We start from the raw sequence: 22,377 nt of genomic DNA, 5'->3' as shown, positions 1-22,377 counted from the left end.
TGGGCGAGGGACAATCCGTTTGTTCAGCGGCGCTTTTCGTACAACTTGGGCTCGCCCGGTGGCCGGCTCTTGAAGCGGCGATGGGCCCACAGGTATTGCTCGGGGCACTCGCGCACCGCAGTTTCCACCCATTGGTTGATGCGCAGGCAATCGACTTCGTCGGATTCACCGGGGAAGTCGCGCAACGGCGGATGAATCACCATGCGGTAGCCGCTACCATCGGCCAGGCGCTGCTGGGTAAAGGGCACCACCAACGCCTTGCCCAGGCGCGCAAACTTGCTGGTAGCGGTGACAGTGGCGGCCTGGATGCCGAACAACGGCACGAAAATGCTTTGCTTGGCGCCATAGTCCTGGTCCGGCGCGTACCAGATCGCCCGGCCGGCGCGCAGCAGCTTGAGCATGCCGCGCACGTCTTCACGCTCTACCGCCAGGGAGTCGAGGTTGTGGCGCTCGCGGCCACGGCGCTGGATAAAATCGAACAACGGGTTGCCGTGCTCGCGGTACATGCCGTCGATGGTGTGCTTCTGGCCGAGCAAAGCCGCGCCGATCTCCAGGGTGGTGAAATGCAGGGCCATGAGGATCACGCCCTTGCCTTCCAGTTGTGCCTGCTTGAGGTGCTCCAGCCCTTCAACATGGGCCAGGCGCGCCAGACGCTGTTTGGACCACCACCAGCTCATGGCCATCTCGAAAAAGGCGATGCCGGTGGAGGCAAAGTTTTCCTTGAGCAAATGTTTACGCTCTTGCGCGGACATCTGCGGGAAGCACAGCTCCAGGTTTCGCGCGGCAATGCGCCGGCGTTCGCCGGCCACCCGGTACATAAACGCACCCAGCACACGACCAATGCCCAGCAGCGCCCGGTATGGCAGTTGGGTAATCAGCCACAACAGGCCGAGCCCCAGCCATAGCAGCCAGAAACGCGGGTGAAAAAATACAGCTCGAAAACGCGGGCGATCCATTACAGATTCCGGTAAAGACAGGGCCGCGCATTCTACAACGGTTCGACCCGGCTTGCGGCTAGCGGTTGTTCTCGTTATAAGTCTCGACACTTTTCGTGACAAGCCGCTTTGCCGACCATGAGCCAAACTGAATCGCTAGACCAAGATCCCGTATTCCAGCTCAAGGGCAGCATGCTCGCCATTACTGTGCTGGAACTGGCCCGTAACGACCTTGACGCCCTGGACCGCCAGCTCGCCGCCAAGGTCGCCCTGGCGCCGAATTTCTTCAACAATGCGCCGCTGGTGCTGGCCCTGGATAAATTGCCGGCCGGCCAGGGCGCGGTTGACCTGCCCGGGCTGATGCGCGTTTGCCGCCAACATGGCCTGCGCACCCTGGCCATCCGTGCCAACCGTATTGAAGACATCGCGGCGGCCATCGCTATTGAATTGCCAGTATTGCCACCGTCCGGTGCCCGCGAGCGTGTGCTCGACCCGGTAGAAGCTGAAGTGAAGAAAAAACCGGAAAAACCGGCAGAGCCGACGGTCAAGCCTACAAGGATCATCACCTCTCCCGTACGCGGTGGGCAGCAGATTTACGCCCAGGGCGGCGACCTGGTGGTGGTCGCTCCGGTCAGTCCCGGCGCGGAACTTCTCGCCGATGGCAACATCCATGTATACGGCCCAATGCGCGGTCGGGCACTGGCTGGGGTCAAGGGCGATACCAAGGCACGGATTTTCTGCCAGCAATTGAGCGCTGAGCTGGTGTCGATCGCCGGCCAGTACAAGGTTTCGGAAGATTTGCGCCGTGATCCGCTGTGGGGGGCCGGGGTACAAGTCAGCCTGTCGGGCGATGTGTTGAACATCATCCGTCTTTAACGGATACTGCCGCATTTTCCAAGCATCTCTGGACTCTGATAGCACAGCGAAACCGGCAAGACTTGTGTAGGAATAATTGAAAGCTGGCGTTTCCCTTACGGGAGGCACATCTTTTTCCTACGAAGGCTGTCCGCCTGCAGCGAGTTTCAAGAGATGTTTTTCAGGGACTGAGAGGTCCTTTTTCCTTAGGGGTGAAACACCTTGGCCAAGATTCTCGTGGTTACATCCGGCAAGGGTGGTGTGGGTAAGACCACCACCAGCGCCGCTATCGGTACCGGTCTCGCTCTGCGCGGCCACAAGACAGTCATCGTCGACTTCGACGTCGGTTTGCGTAACCTCGACCTGATCATGGGCTGCGAACGCCGCGTGGTGTATGACTTCGTCAATGTGGTCAACGGCGAAGCCAACCTGCAACAGGCCCTGATCAAGGACAAGCGCCTTGAGAACCTGTATGTACTGGCCGCCAGCCAGACCCGCGACAAAGACGCGCTGACCAAAGAAGGCGTGGAAAAAGTCCTGATGGAACTCAAGGAAACCTTTGAGTACGTGGTCTGCGACTCCCCGGCTGGTATCGAGACCGGTGCTCACCTGGCGATGTATTTCGCCGATGAAGCCATCGTCGTGACCAACCCGGAAGTGTCCTCGGTACGTGACTCGGACCGTATGCTGGGCCTGCTGGCCAGCAAATCCCGGCGCGCCGAGAAGGGCGAAGACCCGATCAAGGAACACCTGCTGCTGACCCGCTACAACCCTGACCGTGTCAGCAAGGGCGAAATGCTCGGCGTTGAAGACGTCAAGGAAATCCTGGCCGTGGCTCTGCTGGGTGTGATCCCGGAATCCCAGGCGGTGCTGAAAGCATCCAACCAGGGCGTACCGGTCATCCTCGACGACCAGAGCGACGCCGGCCAGGCGTACAGCGATGCCGTTGACCGCCTGTTGGGAAAAACCGTGGAACACCGCTTCCTCGATGTCGCGAAGAAGGGATTCTTCGAGCGCCTGTTTGGAGGCAACTAAACAATGAAATTTCTCGACTTCTTTCGCGCCAACAAAAAGCCAAGCACCGCATCGGTAGCGAAAGAGCGTCTACAGATCATCGTGGCGCACGAACGCGGCCAACGCAGCACGCCGGACTACCTGCCAGCCTTGCAGAAGGAACTGGTCGAGGTGATCCGCAAGTACGTCAATATCGGCAACGATGACGTGCATGTCGCCCTGGAAAACGACGGCAGCTGCTCGATTCTGGAACTCAATATCACCCTGCCTGATCGTTGATCGAACAGGCGGTCGCCACGGCGGCTCCGTCACCTTGATCCCCTTTGGGGAACCGGGTGGCCGAGCCGCCGTTGGCGTTTGTTACGAGGCTGTTTAATGCCGTTGTCCAATATCCATATCCTTCACCAGGATAACGCTGTCCTGGTGGTGAACAAGCCTACCCTGCTGCTGTCGGTGCCAGGTCGCGCCGACGACAACAAGGACTGCCTGATCACCCGCCTGCAGGAAAACGGTTACCCAGAGGCGCGTATCGTCCATCGCCTGGACTGGGAAACGTCGGGAATCATCCTGCTGGCCAGGGATGCCGACACCCACCGCGAACTGTCCCGCCAGTTTCACGACCGCGAAACAGAAAAGGCCTACACCGCCTTGTGCTGGGGCCAGCCGGAACTGGACAGCGGCAGCATCGACCTGCCGCTGCGCTATGACCCGCCGACCAAGCCGCGGCATGTGGTGGACCATGAGTTCGGCAAACATGCGCTGACCTTCTGGAAAGTCCTGGAGCGTTGCGGGGATTGGTGCCGGGTAGAGCTGACGCCGATTACCGGGCGTTCGCACCAACTGCGGGTACACATGCTGTCCATCGGGCACCCGCTGCTCGGTGATGGCCTGTATGCCCATGAACAGGCCCTGGCCGCCTGGCCGCGCCTGTGCCTGCACGCGAGCATGTTGAGCTTTACCCACCCGCAAAGCGGCGAGCGCCTGCGCTTCAAGTGCCCTGCGCCTTTTTGAAGTGGTAACCCAATCCTCTGTGGGAGCTGGCGTGCCTGCTCCCACAGAGGTCTTGTGTTGCACTTAAGAAAGTAGCTTCAAGCCAAATCCTGAGCCAATACGGTAAACTCCGCGCATTGCTGTCTGGAGCTACTTATGCGCGAAGCGTTGAATCAAGGCCTGATCGACTTCCTCAAGGCCTCTCCCACTCCCTTTCATGCCACTGCGGCCCTCGCCCAGCGCCTGGAAGCTGCCGGTTTCCAGCGCCTCGACGAGCGCGAAACGTGGACCACCGAGGCCAACGGTCGCTACTACGTGACCCGCAACGACTCCTCGATCATCGCCTTCAAGATGGGCCGCCAGTCGCCCCTGCACGACGGCATCCGCCTGGTCGGCGCCCATACCGACAGCCCGTGCCTGCGGGTCAAGCCGCAACCTGAACTGCAACGCCAGGGCTTCTGGCAGTTGGGTGTGGAAGTCTATGGCGGTGCGCTGCTGGCACCGTGGTTCGACCGCGACCTTTCCCTCGCCGGCCGCGTGACGTTCCGGCGTGACGGCAAGGTCGAAAGCCAGTTGATCGACTTCAAACTGCCGATTGCCATCATCCCCAACCTGGCCATCCACCTGAACCGTGAAGCCAACCAGGGCTGGGCGATCAATGCCCAGACCGAGCTGCCGCCGATCCTCGCGCAGTTTGCCGGTGACGAGCGAGTGGATTTCCGCGCCGTGCTCACCGACCAACTGGCCCGCGAACATGGGCTGAACGCTGATGTGGTGCTCGACTACGAGCTGAGCTTCTACGACACCCAGGGCGCAGCGGTGATTGGCCTGCATGGCGACTTTATCGCCGGTGCCCGCCTGGACAACCTGCTGTCGTGCTATGCCGGCCTGCAAGCCCTGCTCACCAGCGAGACCGACGAAACCTGCGTGCTGGTGTGTACCGACCACGAAGAAGTCGGCTCCTGCTCGGCCTGCGGCGCCGACGGCCCGATGCTGGAACAGACCCTGCGTCGCCTGCTGCCTGAAGGTGATGAGTTCGTACGGGCGATTCAGAAGTCGCTGCTGGTGTCTGCCGACAATGCCCACGGCATCCACCCCAACTATGCCGACAAGCATGACGCCAACCATGGCCCGAAACTCAATGCCGGCCCGGTAATCAAGGTCAACAGCAACCAGCGCTACGCCACCAACAGCGAAACCGCCGGGTTCTTCCGCCACCTGTGCATGGCTGAAGAAGTGCCGGTGCAGAGCTTCGTGGTGCGCAGTGACATGGGCTGTGGCTCGACCATCGGCCCGATTACCGCCAGCCACCTGGGCGTGCGCACCGTGGATATCGGCTTGCCGACATTCGCCATGCACTCGATCCGCGAGTTGTGCGGCAGCCACGATTTGGCGCACCTGGTAAAGGTGCTGAGTGCGTTCTACGCAAGCCGCGACCTGCCCTGAAAGGGGCGGCGCTTGCCCTCATGCCGATCAGTTCTCAAAGCAGCGAAGATCAAATGTGGGAGCGGGCTTGCTCGCGAAGACGTCCGCCCAGCAAACATTGATATTGACTGACTCACCGCTTTCGCGAGCAAGCCCGTTCCCACAGGGGATCTGCGCTTAACTGAACGGCATTAGGGCTTGCCCGCGATGGCGATTCCCACCGCACTGCGGCGCTATCTGACACACATCAAGGCACCCCGCGCCAATCCCGCCTAGACTGACACTCATCCCTCAACGACAAGGCCGTCCCCACCATGATCCCGATGTCCGCCTTCCACGCCATGCTCATCCCCATCCTCACGGGCATGATCCTGCTGGCCGTTGGCTTCAACTTCCGCGACAAAAACCTCGGTGTATTTGGCATGTGGATCGGCATGCTGCTGATCCTCGCCACCATCGTCTATCGGATCCTGGCGAAACTGGCCGAATAATAAATGCACTCGCATTGGGCATAGCGCCCTCGTACACTCGGGCGATCCATCGTATTCAAGGTTGACCGCCTCGTGCTTGCCCGTCTGTTTGCTCTGCCACACTGCCTGCTCCTTTGCCTGCTGATCCTGTTGCCCATCGCCCCTGCCCAGGCGGTCGGCCTGCCCGGCATCCTGGGCAGCACCACCAAAGCCCAGCCACAGGCCGACGTGCCGCTGGGGCAGTCTTTGGACGAGGTGATCAAGACCCTGGAAAACGACCAGCAGCGCACCAAGCTGCTGGCCGACCTGAAAAAGCTGCGCGAAGCCACGAAAAAAGCCCAGCCGGCTGCCGAGCAAGGGGTGCTGAGCCTGATCGGCGGCACCCTGGCCAGCCTGGAGCAACAGCTGTCCGGCGCCGACAGCCCACTCAATCGCTGGTCCGTCGAATTCGCCCAGGCCAGGACCGAGCTGGGCGCGCTGATGCTGCCCGCCAGCGAATGGCTGCCGATTATCTTTGGCTTTGCCGTGGTGTTGATGCTCTGGAGCCTGCTCGCGGCCGCGCTGATCTGGCTCAGCCATCGGGTGCGCCTGCGCTTTGGCCTCAGTGAAGAATTGCCGCAACACCCCAAGACCTGGGACATGCTGCGCTTTGCCCTGCGCAAGCTCGGCCCCTGGCTGATTGCCCTGGTGATCACCGTCTACCTCAGCTACGCCCTGCCCTCGTCCCTGGGCAAATCCCTGGCGATGGTGCTGGCGTACGCGCTGGTGGTCGGCACGTGTTTTTCGGCGATCTGCGTCATTGCCTTTTCCGTGCTCGACGGCCCGCACCGTCACCGGGCGCTGTATATCCTGCGCCACCAGGCGTTTCGCCCGCTGTGGCTGATCGGCAGCTTCGCCGCTTTCGGCGAGGCCTTGAGCGATCCGCGCCTGACCGAAGCCCTGGGTACCCACCTGGCCCACAGCGCCGCGACCGTCGCCAATGTCCTGGCGGCACTGTCCACCGGCGTGTTTATCCTGCGTTTCCGCCGGCCCATCGCCCACCTGATCCGCAACCAGCCACTGTCCCGGCGCCTGACCCGCCGCGCATTGAGCGATACGATCGAGATCATCGGCACCTTCTGGTACTTGCCTGCGCTGCTGCTGGTGGGCATTTCGCTGTTTGCCACCTTCGTGTCGGCCGGCGACACCAGCACCGCCTTGCGCCAATCATTGCTGTGCACGGTGTTGCTGGTGCTGTGCATGGTGATCAACGGCCTGGTGCGCCGCCACGCCCTCAAGCCCCAGCGCGGGCACAAGCGCCATGCGCTGTATTCCGAGCGCCTGAAAAGCTTTGTCTACACCCTGGCCCATCTGATGGTGTGGCTGGTATTTATCGAACTCGGCCTGCGGGTCTGGGGCTGGTCGCTGATCCGCTTTACCGAAGGCGACGGACATGAAATCAGCGTCAAGCTGTTCGGCCTTGCCGGTACCCTGCTGTTTGCCTGGCTGATCTGGATCCTCAGCGACACCGCGATCCACCACGCCCTCACCCGCTCGCGCAAAGGCCTGGCCAATGCGCGGGCGCAGACCATGATGCCGTTGATCCGCAACGTGCTGTTCGTGACCATCTTCATCATCGCCGCCATTGTCGCCCTGGCGAACATGGGCATGAACGTCACGCCCCTGCTGGCCGGTGCCGGTGTGATCGGCCTGGCCATCGGTTTTGGTGCGCAGTCACTGGTGGCGGACTTGATCACCGGCCTGTTCATCATCATCGAAGACTCCCTGGCCATTGATGACTATGTGGATGTCGGCGGCCACCTTGGCACCGTCGAGGGCCTGACCATCCGTACCGTGCGCCTGCGCGATATCGACGGCATCGTCCACACCATCCCGTTCAGCGAGATCAAGAGCATCAAGAACTACTCGCGGGAATTCGGCTACGCGATTTTCCGCGTAGCGGTGCCAGCCAGCATGGACATCGACACCGCGATCAAGCTGATGCGCGACGTCGGCCAGAAAATGCGCGCCGACCCGCTGCAACGCCGCAATATCTGGTCGCCCCTGGAGTTCCAGGGCGTGGAAAGCTTCGAGTCCGGCAACGCCATCCTGCGTGCGCGCTTCAAGACCGCGCCGATCAAACAGTGGGAAGTGTCGCGGGCGTTCAACCTGTCGCTCAAGCGCCACCTGGATGAGGCCGGGATGGACCTGGCGATGCCGCGCTTGAGCGTGCAAGTGGTGACGGCGGCGAGTGGGCCGCAGGAAGCTCAGGTCACATCCACCCCGACATGAATCGCATCATGGCGCCAGAACTCCAGATCGCAGTCGATCAGGCGCTGATGCTGATCGTAATTGACCCGGGCGATCCGCAGCCCGGGGCTGCCCGCCGAGACTTTCAAGGCGGCTGCCGCTTCTACCTGTAGAGAAGTCGGCACAATCTCAAAGCGCACGCGCCCGTAGTGCAGGTCGTACTTGCGGGCGTACAACTCAGTCATCGACTCGTTCAGGTCACACGCCAGGATCCCCGGAAAATACTGGGGGTTGAGGTAGTGCTCCACATACAGCACAAGCCGCCCATCAATACGCCGCCGCCGGCAGATCTGGATCACGCTGGACAGTGCCGGCAGTTGCAGCCACGCGCAGACCGCGGCCGAAGCCGGTTGCAGGCGTGCCGAGATGACTTCGGTAGAAGGCACTCGCCCCTGAGCGCTGACCATGGCGTGGAAGTGGCTGCGCTGCATCAGGTTGTAGGCCAACCGGGGCGGCGAGACAAACCAGCCACGGCGCTCCTCGCGGTAGATCTGGCCCTGAGCCTCCAGTTGCAGCAAGGCCTCGCGCACCGTAATGCGGGTGGTACTAAACAACTCACTGAGTTTGCGCTCGGCGGGCAGCTTGCTCGTCGGGCTCAACAAACCGTGGCTGATCTGCTCTTGCAGCGCCAGGCCAATGGCTGTCACCGCTTTGGTTGCCTCATCACGCATCAACGTTACCTATCTGGACTAGGCCAGCACTGTTTGGGTGCGCCAAATGCCCCTGGAATGAGCGGCGGCTGTTGCATGCCAGCCTAGGCATCACACATGACCGACAGATGACAGCGCCTCGTGACACTGCCCCACACGCCCTGCAATACATCGGCCAAGTCCAAGAATTACGGGGGCCTGGCCTTGGTCTACGCTTACCCGACAAGTACCTGCCCAGGCGCTTTAAAAACGACACCGACATAAAACTGTCATCCATCGCGCCTAAATTGGCTCGTGTATTGCTGACCTAGACCAAACCCACCGCGCCATCAAAAAATCGCAGCGTTGAAAACGCCCAAAGGAGCTTCGGATGAAACAGCTTTTCCTGGCATCACTGTTAGGCTCGACCATTGCCATGTGCACCGCCGCCATGGCCGCTGACACCGATTTGAAAACCCTGGAAGCTGCCGCCAAGGCAGAAGGCGCTGTGAACAGCGTCGGCATGCCCGATAACTGGGCCAACTGGAAAGGCACCTGGGAAGACCTGGCGGCCAAGTACGGCCTCAAGCACATGGACACCGATATGAGCTCGGCCCAGGAAATCGCCAAGTTCGCCGCAGAAAAAGACAATGCCAGCGCCGATATCGGCGACGTGGGCGCAGCCTTCGGACCGATTGCGGTCAAGCAGGGCGTGACCCAACCCTACAAGCCAAGCACCTGGGAACAGATCCCGGATTGGGCCAAGGACAAGGACGGCAACTGGGCCCTGGCCTACACCGGCACCATTGCGTTTATCGTCAACAAAAAGCTGTTGCACGGCTCCGAAGTGCCGACCAAGTGGTCTGACCTGAAAACCGGCAAATACAAGGTTTCGATTGGTGACGTGAGCACCGCCGCCCAGGCCGCCAACGGTGTACTGGCCGCCGCCCTGGCCACCGGCGGCGACGAGAAAAACATCCAGCCGGCGCTGCTGATGTTTGCCGAAATCGCCAAGCAGGGCCGTATCTCCCTGGCCAACCCGACCATCGCCACCATGGAAAAGGGCGAAGTGGAAGTGGGCGTGGTCTGGGACTTCAACGGCCTGAGCTACAAGGCCAAGATGGCCAACCCGGATGACTACGTGGTGCTGATCCCCTCGGATGGCTCGGTGATTTCCGGCTACACCACCATCATCAATAAATACGCCAAGCACCCCAACGCGGCCAAGCTGACCCGCGAATACATCTTCAGTGATGCCGGGCAAATCAACCTGGCCAAGGGCAATGCGCGGCCGATCCGTGCCGAACACCTGACCCTGCCACCTGAAGTGAAAGCCAAGCTGCTGCCTGACGAGCAATACAAAGGCGTGACTCCGATCAAGGACGCCGATGCCTGGGAGAAGACCTCCAAGGCGCTGCCGCAGAAGTGGCAGGAAGAAGTCATCATCAACATGCAATAAACCCTGGGTGGGAGCTGCCTTGCCGGCGATAGCGGTACGACATTCAGCACGTGTATCGGCTGATGCACCGTTATCGCAGGCAAGCCAGCTCCCACAGTTGATCCGGTTCCAGAAGATCCACCGAATCAAGCCCAATTTGTCGCGGAGCCCCTGCCCCTATGAAGCACAACGTCATCCTTGTGGTGCTCGACGGCCTCAATTACGAGGTCGCCCGGCATGCCATGGGGCATCTCCAGGCCTACGTCGGCGCCGGGCGCGCAGCGCTGTACAAGCTGGAATGCGAATTGCCCGCCCTCTCACGCCCGCTGTACGAATGCATCCTGACCGGCGTAACGCCGATCGACAGTGGCATTGTCCACAACAACGTTTCGCGCCTGTCCAACCAGCGCAGCATTTTCCATTACGCCACCGACGCCGGCTTGACCACTGCGGCGGCGGCCTACCATTGGGTCAGCGAGCTGTATAACCGCTCGCCGTTTATCGCCGCCCGCGACCGGCATACCGACGACCCGGCGCTGGCAATCCAGCACGGGCACTTCTACTGGAGCGATCATTACCCCGACGCTCACCTGTTTGCCGATGCCGAAAGCCTGCGCCTCAAGCACGCGCCGAACTTTTTGCTGGTACACCCGATGAACATCGACGACGCCGGCCACAGGCACGGCCTCGACACCGCGCAATACCGTAACAGCGCCCGCTCGGCGGACGTCATCCTCGCCGACTACCTGCAGGGCTGGCTCGACACCGGCTATCAGGTGCTGGTCACCGCCGACCACGGCATGAACAACGACCGCTCCCACAACGGCCTGCTGCCGGAAGAGCGTGAAGTCCCGCTGTTTGTGTTCGGTGATGCCTTCAGCCTCGAGCCCGAGGCCCAACCCAGGCAAACCGATATCTGCGGCACCATCTGCGCCCTGCTTGGCGTTGCCCACGACAAACCTGTCTGCCAGGAGCTGTTGAAGTGAGTTCAGTGATCCGTGGTAAGTGGCTGGCCGCCTTGTGCCTGGTGCCTTTCGCCCTGTTTTTTATCGTGTTCCAGATCGCGCCGCTGTTCTGGGTGATGGTCAACAGCCTGCAATCGGAAGAGTTCGGCTGGGGCCTGGCCAACTTCAGCAAGATCTTCAGCTCGAAGTTCTACTTGCAGGCGATCCAGTACAGCCTGGAGCTGAGTTTCTACTCCAGCGTCTTCGGCATCATCATTGCCGTGCTCGGCAGTTACTCGTTGCGCAAGGTGGATTCGCCGCTGCGCAACTTCGTCACTGCCTTCGCCAACATGACCAGCAACTTCTCCGGCGTGCCCCTGGCCTTTGCCTTCATCATCCTGCTGGGGTTCAACGGCAGCATCACCATCATGCTCAAGCAGGCCGGGATCATTCAGGACTTCAACCTGTACTCCAAGACCGGCCTGATCATCCTGTACACCTATTTCCAGATCCCCCTGGGCGTGTTGCTGCTGTACCCGGCCTTCGACGCCCTGCGTGAAGACTGGCGCGAGTCCGCAGCACTCCTGGGCGCCAATGGCTGGCAGTACTGGCGGCATATCGGCCTGCCGGTGCTGACGCCGGCGTTGCTGGGCACCTTCGTGATCCTGGTGGCCAATGCCCTGGGCGCCTATGCCACGGTGTATGCGTTGACCACCGGCAACTTCAACGTGCTGCCGATCCGCATTGCGGCGATGGTCTCCGGCGATATTTCCCTGGACCCGAACATGGCCAGCGCCCTGGCCGTCATCCTGGTGGCGCTGATGACCGTGGTCACCGTGGTCCATCAACTGTTGCTCAAGAGGAGCTACCATGTCTCGCGCTGAAGCCAGCCCCGTCGCCCTCTATCATCGCGTGGTGGTGTACCTGCTGTTCGCGATCCTGGTGCTGCCGCTGATTGGCACCCTGGTGTACTCCCTTGCCAGCAGTTGGTCGGCCACCATCCTGCCCGCCGGTTTTACCTTTGAATGGTATGTACAACTGTGGAGCGACCCGCGCTTTTTGCATGCCTTTGGCCAATCGCTGCTGGTGTGTGTCGGCGCGCTGATCCTTTCGGTGGTGCTGATCCTGCCGCTGCTGTTCGTGGTGCACTACCACTTCCCCAGGCTCGACGCGCTGATGAATATCCTGATCCTGCTGCCTTTCGCGGTGCCACCGGTGGTGTCATCGGTGGGCCTGTTACAGCTGTATGGCTCGGGGCCGCTGGCGATGGTCGGCACACCGTGGATCCTGATTGGCTGCTACTTCACCGTGGCACTGCCGTTCATGTACCGCGCGATCACCAACAACCTGCAGGCGATCAACCTGCGTGACCTGATGGACGCCGCCCAACTGCTCGGCGCCAGCACCTGGCAGGCGGCGATCCTGGTGGTGCTGCCAAACCTGCGCAAGGGCTTGATGGTGGCGTTGCTGCTGTCGTTCTCGTTCCTGTTCGGCGAGTTTGTGTTCGCCAACATCCTTGTCGGCACGCGCTACGAGACCTTGCAGGTGTACCTCAACAACATGCGTAACAGCAGCGGCCACTTCACCAGCGCCGTGGTCATCTCCTATTTCCTTTTCGTGCTGCTGCTCACCTGGGCCGCCAACTTCTTGAACAAGGACAAAAGCCAATGAGCTTCGTCAGCGTCCAGCACCTGCAAAAAAGCTACGCCGCCACCCCGGTGTTCAGTGATATCAACTGCCAGATCGCCAAGGGCGAATTCGTCACCCTGCTTGGCCCGTCCGGTTGCGGCAAATCCACGCTGCTGCGCTGCATCGCCGGGCTGACGCCGGTGGACAGTGGGCAGATCCTCCTGGACGGCCAGGATATCGTGCCGCTGAGCCCGCAGAAGCGCCATATCGGCATGGTGTTCCAGAGCTACGCGCTGTTCCCCAACATGACCGTGGAACAGAACGTCGCCTTCGGCCTGCGTATGCAGAAGGTCAACGCCGATGACAGCCACCAGCGGGTGCAGGAAGTGCTGCAACTGGTCGAGCTCAAGGACCTGGCCGGGCGCTATCCGCACCAGATGTCCGGCGGCCAGTGCCAGCGCGTCGCCCTCGCCCGCTCCCTGGTCACCCGCCCGCGCCTGCTGCTGCTCGATGAGCCGCTGTCGGCACTGGATGCGCGGATTCGCAAACACCTGCGCGAGCAGATCCGCCAGATCCAGCGCGAACTGGGGCTGACCACGATTTTTGTGACCCATGACCAGGAAGAAGCCCTGGTCATGTCCGACCGCATCTTCCTGATGAACCAGGGCAAGATCGTGCAGAGTGGCGACGCTGAAACCCTGTACACCGCCCCCGTGGACGCCTTCGCCGCCGGTTTTATCGGCAACTACAACCTGCTGGACGCCGAGCAGGCCAGCAAGCTATTGCAGCGTCCGGTCAGCAGCCGTATTGCGATCCGTCCCGAGTCCATCGAACTGAACCGCAACGGTGAGCTGGACGCTCTGGTGCGCAGCCACAGCCTGCTGGGTAATGTGATTCGCTATCGCGTCGAAGCCCGGGGCGTTGAATTGGTGGTGGACGTACTCAACCGCTCGGCCCAGGATCTTCACCCAGACGGGCAACGCCTGGCACTTTCCATCGATCCCAGCGCACTGTGTGAGGTAGCCTGAGGATGCAGTGTTTATTGAGGAAGCATGACTGATGGCTTTGGTAATTTTTGATCTGGACGACACCCTGATCCACGGCGACTGCGCCACCTTGTGGAGCGAACAAATGGGCCGCCTGGGCTGGGTGGACCCCGATTCGTTCATGCGCAAGAACAACGAACTGATGGCCGCCTACAGCCGCGGCGAGCTGGCCATGGAAGAGTTCATGGACTTCAGCCTGGAACCGATGATCGGGCGCACCCCGGAAGAAGTCGCGCACCTGGTCGAGCCGTGGGTGGAAGATATTATCGAGCCGCTGATCTACAGCGACGCCACCAAGACCATCGCCCGCCACCGGCAGAACGGGGACCGGATCCTGGTGATCTCGGCCTCGGGCACGCACCTGGTCACGCCGATTGCCGCACGCATTGGCATTGATGAAGTACTGGGGATTGAACTGGACGTAGCCCACGGGGTGTACAGCGGCAAGACCGTGGGTGTACTGACGTACCGTGAAGGCAAGGTCGCCCGCTTGACGCAATGGCTGGAGCAGGAAGGTGAAAGCCTGGAGGGTGCGTATTTCTATTCGGATTCGCGCAATGACTTGCCGCTGTTGAGCAAGGTCGATTTCCCGCAGGTGGTGAACCCGGACCCGGTGCTGCAGGCCCACGCAGAACAGGCCGGATGGCCGATCCACCAGTGGGCCTGAAGGCCCATTTTGGGCATTGAAACCCAATCAAATGTGGGAGCTGGCTTGCCTGCGATAGCGGTGTATCAAGTTAAGGTCTGTTACTGACACACCGCTATCGCAAGCAGCCCCGCTCCCACCTTGGGCTGCATTTCAACCCTGGACTGGCCTCAAACCAGGCTCTCGTCGATCACCAGCACCAGCTTCCCGGAAATCTGGTTGGTCGCCAGCTCCGCAAACGCTGCTTCCGCGTCCTTGATCGGGAAGGTCTTGGCCAACTGCGGGCTCAGCCGCCCTTCGCCAAACAACGGCCACACTTGCTGGCCCAGATCGCTCAACAGATCCGCTTTGAATTGATCATCACGGCTGCGCAAGGTCGAGCCCAGCACCTGCACGCGCTTGGCCAGCACCTGCGCCAGGTCCAACTGGGCCTCGCGCCCGCCCATCAAGCCGATCAATACCCAACGCCCATCGCGGGCCAGGAGTTTGAGGTTAATGGCCGCATAGTTGCCGCCCACCGGGTCGAGAATCACGTCGAACGGGCCAAAATCCCCCAGGCTCTCGATGCCGTCGGTACGTACCACACCGCCCTGGGCGCCGAGGTCTTCGCAATAGGCCAGGCGGTCCGCCGAGCCGACGCTGACCCAACACGGGCTGCCAAAGGCCTTGCACAGCTGGATCGCTGCCGAGCCAACACCACTGGCACCAGCGTGCAACAGCACCTTTTCCCCGGGCTTGAGCGCCGCCAGTTGGAACAGGTTGAGCCAGGCGGTGCTGTACACCTCGGGCAGCGCAGCGGCTTCGGCCAGGGACAGACCTTCCGGCACCGGCAGCACGTGGCGCGCATCCACCACCACTTCATGGGCCATGCCGCCGCCCGCCAGCAGCGCACAGACCCGGTCCCCCACTTGCCAGGACGAGCCGGCGCCAACCTCGCTGATTACCCCGGAACACTCCAGGCCCAGCACCTCGCTGGCCCCGGGCGGTGGCGGATAGAGCCCTGCACGCTGTAATAAATCCGCCCGATTCAGGCCGGCTGCCGCCACCTGAATGCGAACTTGCCCTACATCGCACGTAGGACTCGGGGTCTCAACCCACTCCACATGACCTTCAACGCCTTGCAATGCTTTCACAGTGCCTCCATAGTGAGTCTGGACTGAGCCCGTTGCTGTAGCGCCGGGCTTTTTGCATTATGCGACCGGCCCAAATGGAACCGGCGACTTCAAAGACGGCCTAATATGCGTTATCAATTGCCCCCGCGTCGAATCAGCATGAAGCATTTGTTCCCCAGTACCGCCCTCGCTCTTTTCATTGGTCTCGGCCTGTTGCCGCTGTCGACCAATACGTTCGCAGCCAACAGCTGGGACAAACTTCAGCCTGATCGCGATGAGGTGATTGCCAGCCTTAACGTCGTTGAGTTGCTCAAGCGCCACCATTACAGCAAACCGCCGTTGGACGATGCGCGCTCGGTGATTATCTATGACAGCTATCTCAAGCTGCTGGATCCCTCGCGCAGCTACTTCCTGGCCAGCGATGTGGCCGAGTTCGACAAATGGAAGACCCAGTTCGACGACTTCCTCAAGAGCGGCGACCTGCAACCTGGCTTCACCATCTATAAGCGTTACCTGGACCGTGTCAAAGCGCGTCTGGACTTCGCTCTGGGTGAGTTGAACAAAGGCGTCGACAAGCTCGACTTCACCCAGAAGGAAACCCTGCTGGTGGATCGCAAGGAGGCCCCATGGCTGACCAGCACCGCCGCCCTGGATGACCTGTGGCGCAAGCGCGTCAAAGATGAAGTCCTGCGCCTGAAGATCGCCGGCAAAGAGCCCAAGGCGATCCAGGAGCTGCTGACCAAGCGCTACAAGAATCAATTGAGCCGCCTGGACCAGACCCGCGCCGAGGATATCTTCCAGGCGTATATCAACACCTTCGCGATGTCCTACGATCCGCACACCAATTATCTGTCGCCAGATAACGCGGAAAATTTTGATATCAACATGAGTCTGTCCCTCGAAGGCATCGGGGCCGTGCTGCAGAGCGACAACGATCAGGTGAAGATCGTGCGCCTGGTGCCGGCAGGCCCTGCGGACAAGACCAAGCAGGTCGCCCCGGCCGACAAGATCATCGGCGTGGCCCAGGCTGACAAAGAGATGGTCGACGTGGTCGGCTGGCGCCTGGACGAAGTGGTCAAGCTGATCCGCGGGCCCAAGGGCAGCGTGGTGCGCCTGGAAGTGATTCCCCACACCAATGCGCCAAATGACCAGACCAGCAAGATCGTGTCGATCACCCGCGAAGCGGTGAAGCTCGAAGACCAGGCTGTGCAGAAGAAAGTCCTCAACCTCAAGCAGGATGGCAAGGACTACAAGCTGGGCATCATTGAGATCCCGGCGTTCTATCTGGACTTCAAGGCCTTCCGTGCCGGCGATCCGGACTACAAGAGCACCACCCGCGATGTGAAAAAAATCCTCACCGAGCTGACCAAAGAGAAGGTCGACGGCGTGGTCATCGACCTGCGCAACAACGGCGGCGGCTCGTTGCAGGAAGCCACCGAGCTGACCAGCCTGTTCATCGACAAGGGTCCGACCGTGTTGGTGCGCAACGCTGACGGCCGCGTGGATGTGCTCGAAGACGAAAACCCGGGTGCCTTCTACAAGGGCCCGCTGGCACTGCTGGTCAACCGTCTCTCGGCCTCGGCCTCGGAGATTTTTGCCGGCGCGATGCAGGACTACCACCGCGCGCTGATCATCGGTGGCCAGACCTTCGGCAAAGGCACAGTGCAGACAATCCAGCCGCTTAACCATGGCGAACTGAAGCTGACCCTGGCCAAGTTCTACCGGGTTTCCGGCCAGAGCACCCAGCACCAGGGCGTACTGCCGGACATTGATTTCCCGTCGCTCATCGACACCAAGGAAATCGGCGAAAGCGCCCTGCCTGAAGCCATGCCGTGGGACACCATCCGCCCGGCTATCAAGCCGGCGTCCGATCCCTTCAAGCCGTACCTGGCCCAGCTCAAGGCCGAACATGACCTGCGCTCCGCCAAGGATGCCGAGTTTGTGTTTATCCGCGACAAGCTGGCCCTGGCCAAGAAGCTGATGGCCGAGAAGACCGTCAGCCTCAATGAAGTGGACCGTCGCGCGCAGCACACTGCGATCGAGAACCAGCAACTGGCCCTGGAAAACATCCGTCGCAAGGCCAAGGGTGAAGACCCGCTCAAGGAGCTGAAGAAAGAAGACGAAGACGCGCTGCCGACCGAACCTGAAAAGACCAAGCCGGAAGACGACGCCTACCTGAGCGAGACCGGGCGGATTCTGCTGGACTACCTGAAAACCAGTAAGGCAGTCGCCAAGCAGTAGATGATGGCAATTTAATGTCTCCGCTCCACTGAGCGTCATCAAACAGACATCATTCTGTCGTGAAATAAAGGACCGGGTACCCCAGGCACCCGGTCCTTTTTTTTCGACCGAGATCATCATGACCATGACCGAACAGCTGCATGCCCTGGGCTCCATCCTGGCTCAAGGCAGTCTGCACAGTCTGTTCCAACCGATTATCAGCCTCAGCGAACGCCGTATCCTTGGCTACGAAGCCCTGAGCCGCGGCCCGTCCAACAGCCCGCTGCACTCGCCCCTTGCGTTGTTTTGCGTGGCGCGCCAGGCCGGACGCCTGAATGAACTGGAGATAGCCTGCAGGCAAAGTGCCTGCAAGCGCTTCAGCGAGCAGGCGCTGCCAGGCAAGCTGTTTCTCAACGTCTCACCCGAGTCCCTGCTGGAAACCACCCATCAACCGGGGCGCACCCTGCAGATGCTGCGCGAGTACGGAATCGCGCCCAGCCAGATCGTGATCGAACTCACGGAGCAAGCGCCGACCGACGACTTCCAACTGCTGCAGACCGCCCTGCACCACTACCGCGACATGGGTTTTTCGATTGCCCTGGATGACTTGGGCGCCGGTTACTCCAGCCTGCGCCTGTGGTCTGAGTTACGCCCGGACTACGTGAAAATCGACCGGCACTTTATCGACGGCATTCATCAGGATGCGCTCAAGCGCGAGTTCGTCGGCTCGATCCTACAGATCGCCAAGGCCTCCCGCGCACAGGTGATTGCCGAAGGCATCGAGTTGCCGGAGGAACTGGCGGTGCTCACGGAAATGGGCGTGGACCTGATCCAGGGCTACCTGCTGTGCCGTCCCCAGGAACATCCGCCGATCGAAGCAAGGTTGATGCTGGCCAAGCCTGACAGCACCAGCGTCTCGCTCAATGAAGACGCCAGTGACCTCAGCGCCCTGCTCAACGAGCAACCGGCCGTGGCCCAGGACACCGCCACAGCAAAAGTCCTGGAAGCGTTTCGCAGCCAGGCCAATCTCAACTCCCTGGCGGTCCTGGATGGGCGCGGCCAGCCCATCGGCATCGTGCATCGGCACTCGTTGTCCGACGTCCTGCTCAAGCCATTTGCCACCGACCTGTTTGCGCGCAAGCCGATCAGCCGCCTGATGAGCGACGACTTCCTGGCCGTGGAGTTGAGCCAGTCGTTGCAACAGGTCAGCCGCCTGCTGACCAGCCGCGCGCGGCAGCGCATCGAAGAAGATTTCATCATCACCCAGAACGGCAACTACCTGGGCCTGGGACGAGTGATCGACGTGCTCAAGCTGATTACCGAACTGAAAATCCAGCAGGCGCGCTACGCCAACCCACTGACCCTGCTACCGGGCAACGTGCCGATCCAGCAGTGCCTGACGCGACTGTTGCAGCAGCAGCGCGAATCGGTGATTTGCTATGTGGATATCGACAGTTTCAAGCCGTTCAATGACATCTACGGCTATGGCCGAGGCGATGAGGTATTGCTGTGCCTGGCACAGTGCCTGAACGACCGGGTGGACCCCAGCCGCGATTTTGTCGGGCATATCGGCGGCGATGATTTTCTCCTGGTACTGGGTGCCCAGGACTGGCGCAAGCGTCTCAACCAATTGGTGGACGATTTCCAGACCCAATGCCGGCGCTTCTACCGCAGCGAGCATTTGGACGCGGGCTGTTTTATCGCCCTGAATCGCCAGGGGGTGCGCCAGGAGTTTGCCTTGCTGTCGCTGTCCATTGGCGTGGTGCACCTGCATCCGCTGAGCTGTGGATATCTGGATGCCAGCCAGTTGGCGGAACTGGCCTCGCAGGCCAAGCATCACGCCAAGAACGTGGCCGGCTACAGCATCCACGTCCTCGACAGCCGCGAACTTCTGTAAGGCCGGCCCTTACAACTGCTCCAGGCGTATCTGCGCCAGCGGATGCCCGGCCTTGGCGGCAATGGTCCACCAGCGTGCGGCTTCGGCCGGGTCTGGGGCCTTGCCCAGGCTGCCCGCCAGGCTCAACACCCCCACCTGATAAGCGGCCTTGCCATCACCGGCCTGGCCCGCCAGGCGCAGCAAGCGCACGCCCTCTTCCCGCGCGCCAAGCCCTTGGCCGCGAAAGGTCAGGATATGCCCATAGAAACTTTGGGCCTCGACATTACCCAGGTTGGCCATGCGCGCAAACTGACCCTCCAGCCAGTGCCAGCCACGGGGCTGACGCACAAACCATGACCAATGAAACAACCTGCGGGCCAACCAATAGCTGGCGTACGCTTTAAGCTTCCAGAACACTCAGGCCTCCGCTGACTCAGGATATTCGTACTCGAACACACGCACCACTTCCGAGGCATGCCACGACGCCGCAGCAACGCCATCGGACGGTCCGCAAAAGCGCCCGAGGCGCTCGACACATTCAAAAAAACCGGTGCGCGGCAAGCGGCTGGCGCCCTGGCTGATCACCAGTGAACTGCGCAGCGGTTGATCCGCCTTGGCATCCAGAGCCGCCAGGTGCTCCAGGGCGGCGGTCAGGGTTTGCATGGCTGGCGTGGGGAATTGCAGACGCTCCAGCAACGCACGGTAGGTCAAAAGATGTCGCTGGCGACGGGCCTGATCGAGTTCATTGAGCAACCCATCCCAATGTTGACGACTGATGCGCACACTCACACTTCATCCCTCCAACCCGCAATCCCCAACTCCCAGGCCAGGCTGCGACGAATCGCAGCATCCGGCTGGCGCTCACCACTTTCAATCAACCCCAGGTAGGACGGGCTGATGCCCACGGTGCGGGCCAAGGTCTCGATGGCCAGGCCTTTGGCTTCGCGCAGGCTGCGCAATTGTGCCAGGGGACGCAGGTCCTGCTCGGTAGCGACGGGAGGGGTCTGTGCGGAAGAAGTGGCGGGTTGCGGCACACCGGCGGCTTTTAGCAGCGCCTGGTACTGAGCCCATGGCAGAACCGCGTATTCGGGTTCGCCATCCCGTGAAATGATTTGTATATCCATGACTGCCCCGTAGGATCACAACACTTACGAAGTAAGTACTTTCCTTAGGAGTGTAATCCTAACAGCCCCAAAGAGCGCAGGGGGATAATCCGCGCCTTCAGTTTTTTTTCGGGTTTTCCTGCTCCAGAAGCTGCGGCGTTGCGGGCAGACGCTCCACCACCACCAGCTTCTCCGGGCGCTGGCGTTCACGCCAGGCGCGGAAGGCACTCAACTCGCCGTCCAGGCTCTTCATGACCCAGGCCAGTACCGCAATGTCATCGAGCATGCCGAACATGGGCAAGAAGTCCGGGATCGCATCAATCGGGCTGAGGAAGTACATCAGCCCCGCCACCACCGAGATCAGCGCCTTGGGGCTAATAGCCCGGTACTCGCCACGCCAGTAGGCCAGGCACAGCGCCTGAAGCAGCTTCAGGTCGTCCTTGAGCTTACCCAGGCGATTGCCCTGGCTTGAGCCTTTGGCAGCCACAGCGAACAACAGGGTGGGCAGGCGCCCACGCCCGATCAGGCGGGCGGCCAACGGTAGGAAGCGGGTGAAATTCCAGGGTGCTTTCATCGTCACTCCAGTTCCAGGCAAGAGAAAAGGTTATCCACACAACTTGTGGATAACCTTGTGAACAGAGCCCATTTTCGCGGCTGAAAGCCACGTAATACAAGGCCCTGAGTCAGATCGGGCGTTTTTTGCGCACATAAAAAAAACCCAAGAATTCATTGACTTGAAGCGCGCCTGCGGCTAGCCGTGCCGAGGTATTGCATCAGACTGCTCTAAGTCGCAGGTGTTCGTTTTGATTTGCCCCACGGTCAACTGTGGGAGCTATCGAGCCCCAGCGAGGCTGCGATGGCGGCGGCATGGCCAACAGGAGTGTTGCCTGCACCGCTATCGCAGCCTCGCCAGCGCTCGACAGCTTCCATACGGATTGGATCAAGCCCCACACCAGAAACAACAACGCCCCGTAAAACGGGGCGTTGGGTGTTTTGCAGCGGCTTACTTGGCAGCCGGTGCCTCAGGCGCATCGGCCTTGGCCGGGTCCTTGATTGCCAGCAGCTCCAGGTCGAAGACCAGTACGGAGTTGGCTGGAATTGCCGGGCTCGGGCTCTGGGCGCCATAGGCCAGGTCGGACGGGATGTACAACTCGACCTTCTCACCCACGTGCATCAGTTGCAGGCCTTCGACCCAACCCGGGATCACGCCGCTGACCGGCAGGTCAATCGGGCTACCGCGATCCACGGAGCTGTCAAAGGTGGTGCCGTTGGTCAGCTTGCCGGTGTAGTGAACAGTCACTACGTCGGTTGGCTTGGGCTGGGCGCCTTCGGCTTTCTTCACGATCTTGTACTGCAGACCGGAAGCGGTGGTGACTACACCGTCTTTCTTGGCATTTTCTTCGAGGTATTTCTTGCCGGCAGCTGCCGACTCTTCACTCATCTTGGTCATGCGTTCTTCAGCACGCTTCTGCAGTGCGGAAAACGCTTCCACCAGTTCTTCGTCTTTCAGCTTCTGTTCTTTCTTGCCGACGGCATCTTCGATGCCTTGGGCCACGGCCTTGGAGTCCAGGTCGTCCATACCTTCCTGAGCCAGGCTTTTGCCCATGTTCAGGCCGATACCGTAGGAAGCTTTCTGCGCCGGGGTTTTCAGCTCTACGCTGGTTTGCGAATCACAACCCGCAAGTACCAGGCTAACCAGGGCCACCGCCGCCGCCAACCGATGCTGTTTCATGCTATTTCCTTGTTCATGCGCCAA

At 60.9% G+C, this 22,377-nt stretch carries 23 protein-coding genes; 15 read left to right on the top strand and 8 right to left on the bottom strand.

The features are described from left to right. Positions 1–23: 23 nt before the first annotated feature. Complete coding sequence (locus K1X80_RS09705) at positions 24–956, bottom strand: lipid A biosynthesis lauroyl acyltransferase (RefSeq protein ID WP_057440694.1); 933 nt, start codon at positions 954–956, stop codon at positions 24–26. Positions 957–1,073: 117 nt separating this feature from the next. Between K1X80_RS09705 and minC the strand changes: the two genes are divergently transcribed. The 7 genes from minC to K1X80_RS09670 all read left to right on the top strand — a co-directional run bounded on the left by minC (position 1,074) and on the right by K1X80_RS09670 (position 7,960). Further along, a complete protein-coding gene (minC, locus tag K1X80_RS09700; protein ID WP_115127724.1) occupies positions 1,074–1,811 on the top strand; it encodes a septum site-determining protein MinC in 738 nt (245 codons plus the stop codon). 201 nt (positions 1,812–2,012) lie between these two features. Continuing rightward, a complete protein-coding gene (minD, locus tag K1X80_RS09695) occupies positions 2,013–2,825 on the top strand; it encodes a septum site-determining protein MinD (protein ID WP_057440689.1) in 813 nt (270 codons plus the stop codon). 3 nt (positions 2,826–2,828) lie between these two features. Further along, on the top strand, positions 2,829–3,083 hold the full coding sequence (minE, locus tag K1X80_RS09690) for a cell division topological specificity factor MinE (RefSeq protein WP_003175252.1): 255 nt from the start codon (positions 2,829–2,831) through the stop codon (positions 3,081–3,083). 96 nt (positions 3,084–3,179) lie between these two features. Continuing rightward, complete coding sequence (locus K1X80_RS09685) at positions 3,180–3,815, top strand: RluA family pseudouridine synthase (RefSeq protein ID WP_200660202.1); 636 nt, start codon at positions 3,180–3,182, stop codon at positions 3,813–3,815. Between the two features lie 135 nt (positions 3,816–3,950). Further along, positions 3,951–5,240: a M18 family aminopeptidase gene (locus K1X80_RS09680; RefSeq protein WP_029300406.1), complete on the top strand. Its 1,290-nt coding sequence runs from the start codon at positions 3,951–3,953 to the stop codon at positions 5,238–5,240. Between the two features lie 293 nt (positions 5,241–5,533). After that, on the top strand, positions 5,534–5,710 hold the full coding sequence (locus tag K1X80_RS09675; protein ID WP_162947716.1) for a hypothetical protein: 177 nt from the start codon (positions 5,534–5,536) through the stop codon (positions 5,708–5,710). A 72-nt stretch (positions 5,711–5,782) separates the two neighbouring features. Beyond that, positions 5,783–7,960: a mechanosensitive ion channel family protein gene (locus K1X80_RS09670; protein ID WP_115127722.1), complete on the top strand. Its 2,178-nt coding sequence runs from the start codon at positions 5,783–5,785 to the stop codon at positions 7,958–7,960. Here the strand turns inward: K1X80_RS09670 and K1X80_RS09665 are convergent. Continuing rightward, the gene (locus tag K1X80_RS09665) at positions 7,936–8,649 is read right to left on the bottom strand and encodes a UTRA domain-containing protein (protein ID WP_057959032.1); all 714 of its coding nucleotides are present in this window, start codon (positions 8,647–8,649) and stop codon (positions 7,936–7,938) included. The genes K1X80_RS09670 and K1X80_RS09665 overlap by 25 nt on opposite strands. A 349-nt stretch (positions 8,650–8,998) precedes the next feature. Here K1X80_RS09665 and K1X80_RS09660 point away from each other — a divergent pair, with 349 nt between their 5' ends. The 6 genes from K1X80_RS09660 (at position 8,999) to K1X80_RS09635 (ending at position 14,331) form a co-directional block, all read left to right on the top strand. After that, on the top strand, positions 8,999–10,066 hold the full coding sequence (locus K1X80_RS09660) for an ABC transporter substrate-binding protein (RefSeq protein ID WP_057440683.1): 1,068 nt from the start codon (positions 8,999–9,001) through the stop codon (positions 10,064–10,066). 158 nt (positions 10,067–10,224) lie between these two features. Continuing rightward, positions 10,225–11,031 carry an alkaline phosphatase family protein gene (locus K1X80_RS09655; RefSeq protein ID WP_170059800.1) on the top strand — a complete coding sequence of 269 codons (807 nt, stop codon included), beginning with the start codon at positions 10,225–10,227 and terminating at the stop codon, positions 11,029–11,031. Further along, a complete protein-coding gene (locus K1X80_RS09650) occupies positions 11,028–11,873 on the top strand; it encodes an ABC transporter permease subunit (RefSeq protein ID WP_057959030.1) in 846 nt (281 codons plus the stop codon). The genes K1X80_RS09655 and K1X80_RS09650 overlap by 4 nt, the downstream gene beginning before the upstream one ends. Beyond that, positions 11,860–12,660, top strand: coding sequence for an ABC transporter permease (locus K1X80_RS09645; RefSeq protein ID WP_057440678.1), 801 nt, complete (start codon positions 11,860–11,862; stop codon positions 12,658–12,660). The genes K1X80_RS09650 and K1X80_RS09645 overlap by 14 nt, the downstream gene beginning before the upstream one ends. Beyond that, positions 12,657–13,646 carry an ABC transporter ATP-binding protein gene (locus tag K1X80_RS09640; RefSeq protein WP_057445233.1) on the top strand — a complete coding sequence of 330 codons (990 nt, stop codon included), beginning with the start codon at positions 12,657–12,659 and terminating at the stop codon, positions 13,644–13,646. Before K1X80_RS09645 ends, K1X80_RS09640 begins: the two co-directional genes overlap by 4 nt. Positions 13,647–13,677: 31 nt before the next feature. Then, the gene (locus K1X80_RS09635; protein ID WP_120732310.1) at positions 13,678–14,331 is read left to right on the top strand and encodes an HAD family phosphatase; all 654 of its coding nucleotides are present in this window, start codon (positions 13,678–13,680) and stop codon (positions 14,329–14,331) included. Between the two features lie 149 nt (positions 14,332–14,480). Here the strand turns inward: K1X80_RS09635 and K1X80_RS09630 are convergent, their stop codons facing one another. Next, on the bottom strand, positions 14,481–15,443 hold the full coding sequence (locus K1X80_RS09630) for a zinc-binding dehydrogenase (protein ID WP_198792477.1): 963 nt from the start codon (positions 15,441–15,443) through the stop codon (positions 14,481–14,483). A 138-nt stretch (positions 15,444–15,581) separates the two neighbouring features. Here K1X80_RS09630 and K1X80_RS09625 point away from each other — a divergent pair, with 138 nt between their 5' ends. Together K1X80_RS09625 and K1X80_RS09620 are read left to right on the top strand one after the other, a co-directional pair. Further along, positions 15,582–17,663 carry a carboxy terminal-processing peptidase gene (locus K1X80_RS09625; protein ID WP_169989423.1) on the top strand — a complete coding sequence of 694 codons (2,082 nt, stop codon included), beginning with the start codon at positions 15,582–15,584 and terminating at the stop codon, positions 17,661–17,663. Between the two features lie 118 nt (positions 17,664–17,781). Next, entirely contained in the window at positions 17,782–19,539 is a 1,758-nt protein-coding gene (locus tag K1X80_RS09620; protein ID WP_057440674.1) for a bifunctional diguanylate cyclase/phosphodiesterase, read from the top strand. A gap of 9 nt (positions 19,540–19,548) precedes the next feature. Here K1X80_RS09620 and K1X80_RS09615 read toward each other — a convergent pair whose 3' ends face one another. The 5 genes from K1X80_RS09615 to K1X80_RS09595 form a co-directional block, all read right to left on the bottom strand. Beyond that, a complete protein-coding gene (locus K1X80_RS09615) occupies positions 19,549–19,935 on the bottom strand; it encodes a tetratricopeptide repeat protein (RefSeq protein ID WP_057440672.1) in 387 nt (128 codons plus the stop codon). Beyond that, positions 19,936–20,307, bottom strand: coding sequence for a hypothetical protein (locus tag K1X80_RS09610; protein ID WP_057440671.1), 372 nt, complete (start codon positions 20,305–20,307; stop codon positions 19,936–19,938). It lies immediately after the preceding gene. Continuing rightward, entirely contained in the window at positions 20,304–20,642 is a 339-nt protein-coding gene (locus K1X80_RS09605; RefSeq protein WP_115127719.1) for a helix-turn-helix transcriptional regulator, read from the bottom strand. Before K1X80_RS09605 ends, K1X80_RS09610 begins: the two co-directional genes overlap by 4 nt. A gap of 97 nt (positions 20,643–20,739) precedes the next feature. Continuing rightward, entirely contained in the window at positions 20,740–21,195 is a 456-nt protein-coding gene (locus K1X80_RS09600) for a YkvA family protein (RefSeq protein ID WP_032863275.1), read from the bottom strand. 429 nt (positions 21,196–21,624) lie between these two features. After that, positions 21,625–22,353, bottom strand: coding sequence for an FKBP-type peptidyl-prolyl cis-trans isomerase (locus K1X80_RS09595; protein WP_057959025.1), 729 nt, complete (start codon positions 22,351–22,353; stop codon positions 21,625–21,627). Between the last annotated feature and the right edge of the window lie 24 nt (positions 22,354–22,377).

This window comes from Pseudomonas sp. So3.2b (assembly GCF_019464415.1).
Lineage (GTDB): Bacteria > Pseudomonadota > Gammaproteobacteria > Pseudomonadales > Pseudomonadaceae > Aquipseudomonas > Aquipseudomonas shahriarae.
The sequence above is the reverse complement of the archived record's forward strand: the minus strand, read 5'-3'. Positions and strand labels throughout refer to the sequence as shown.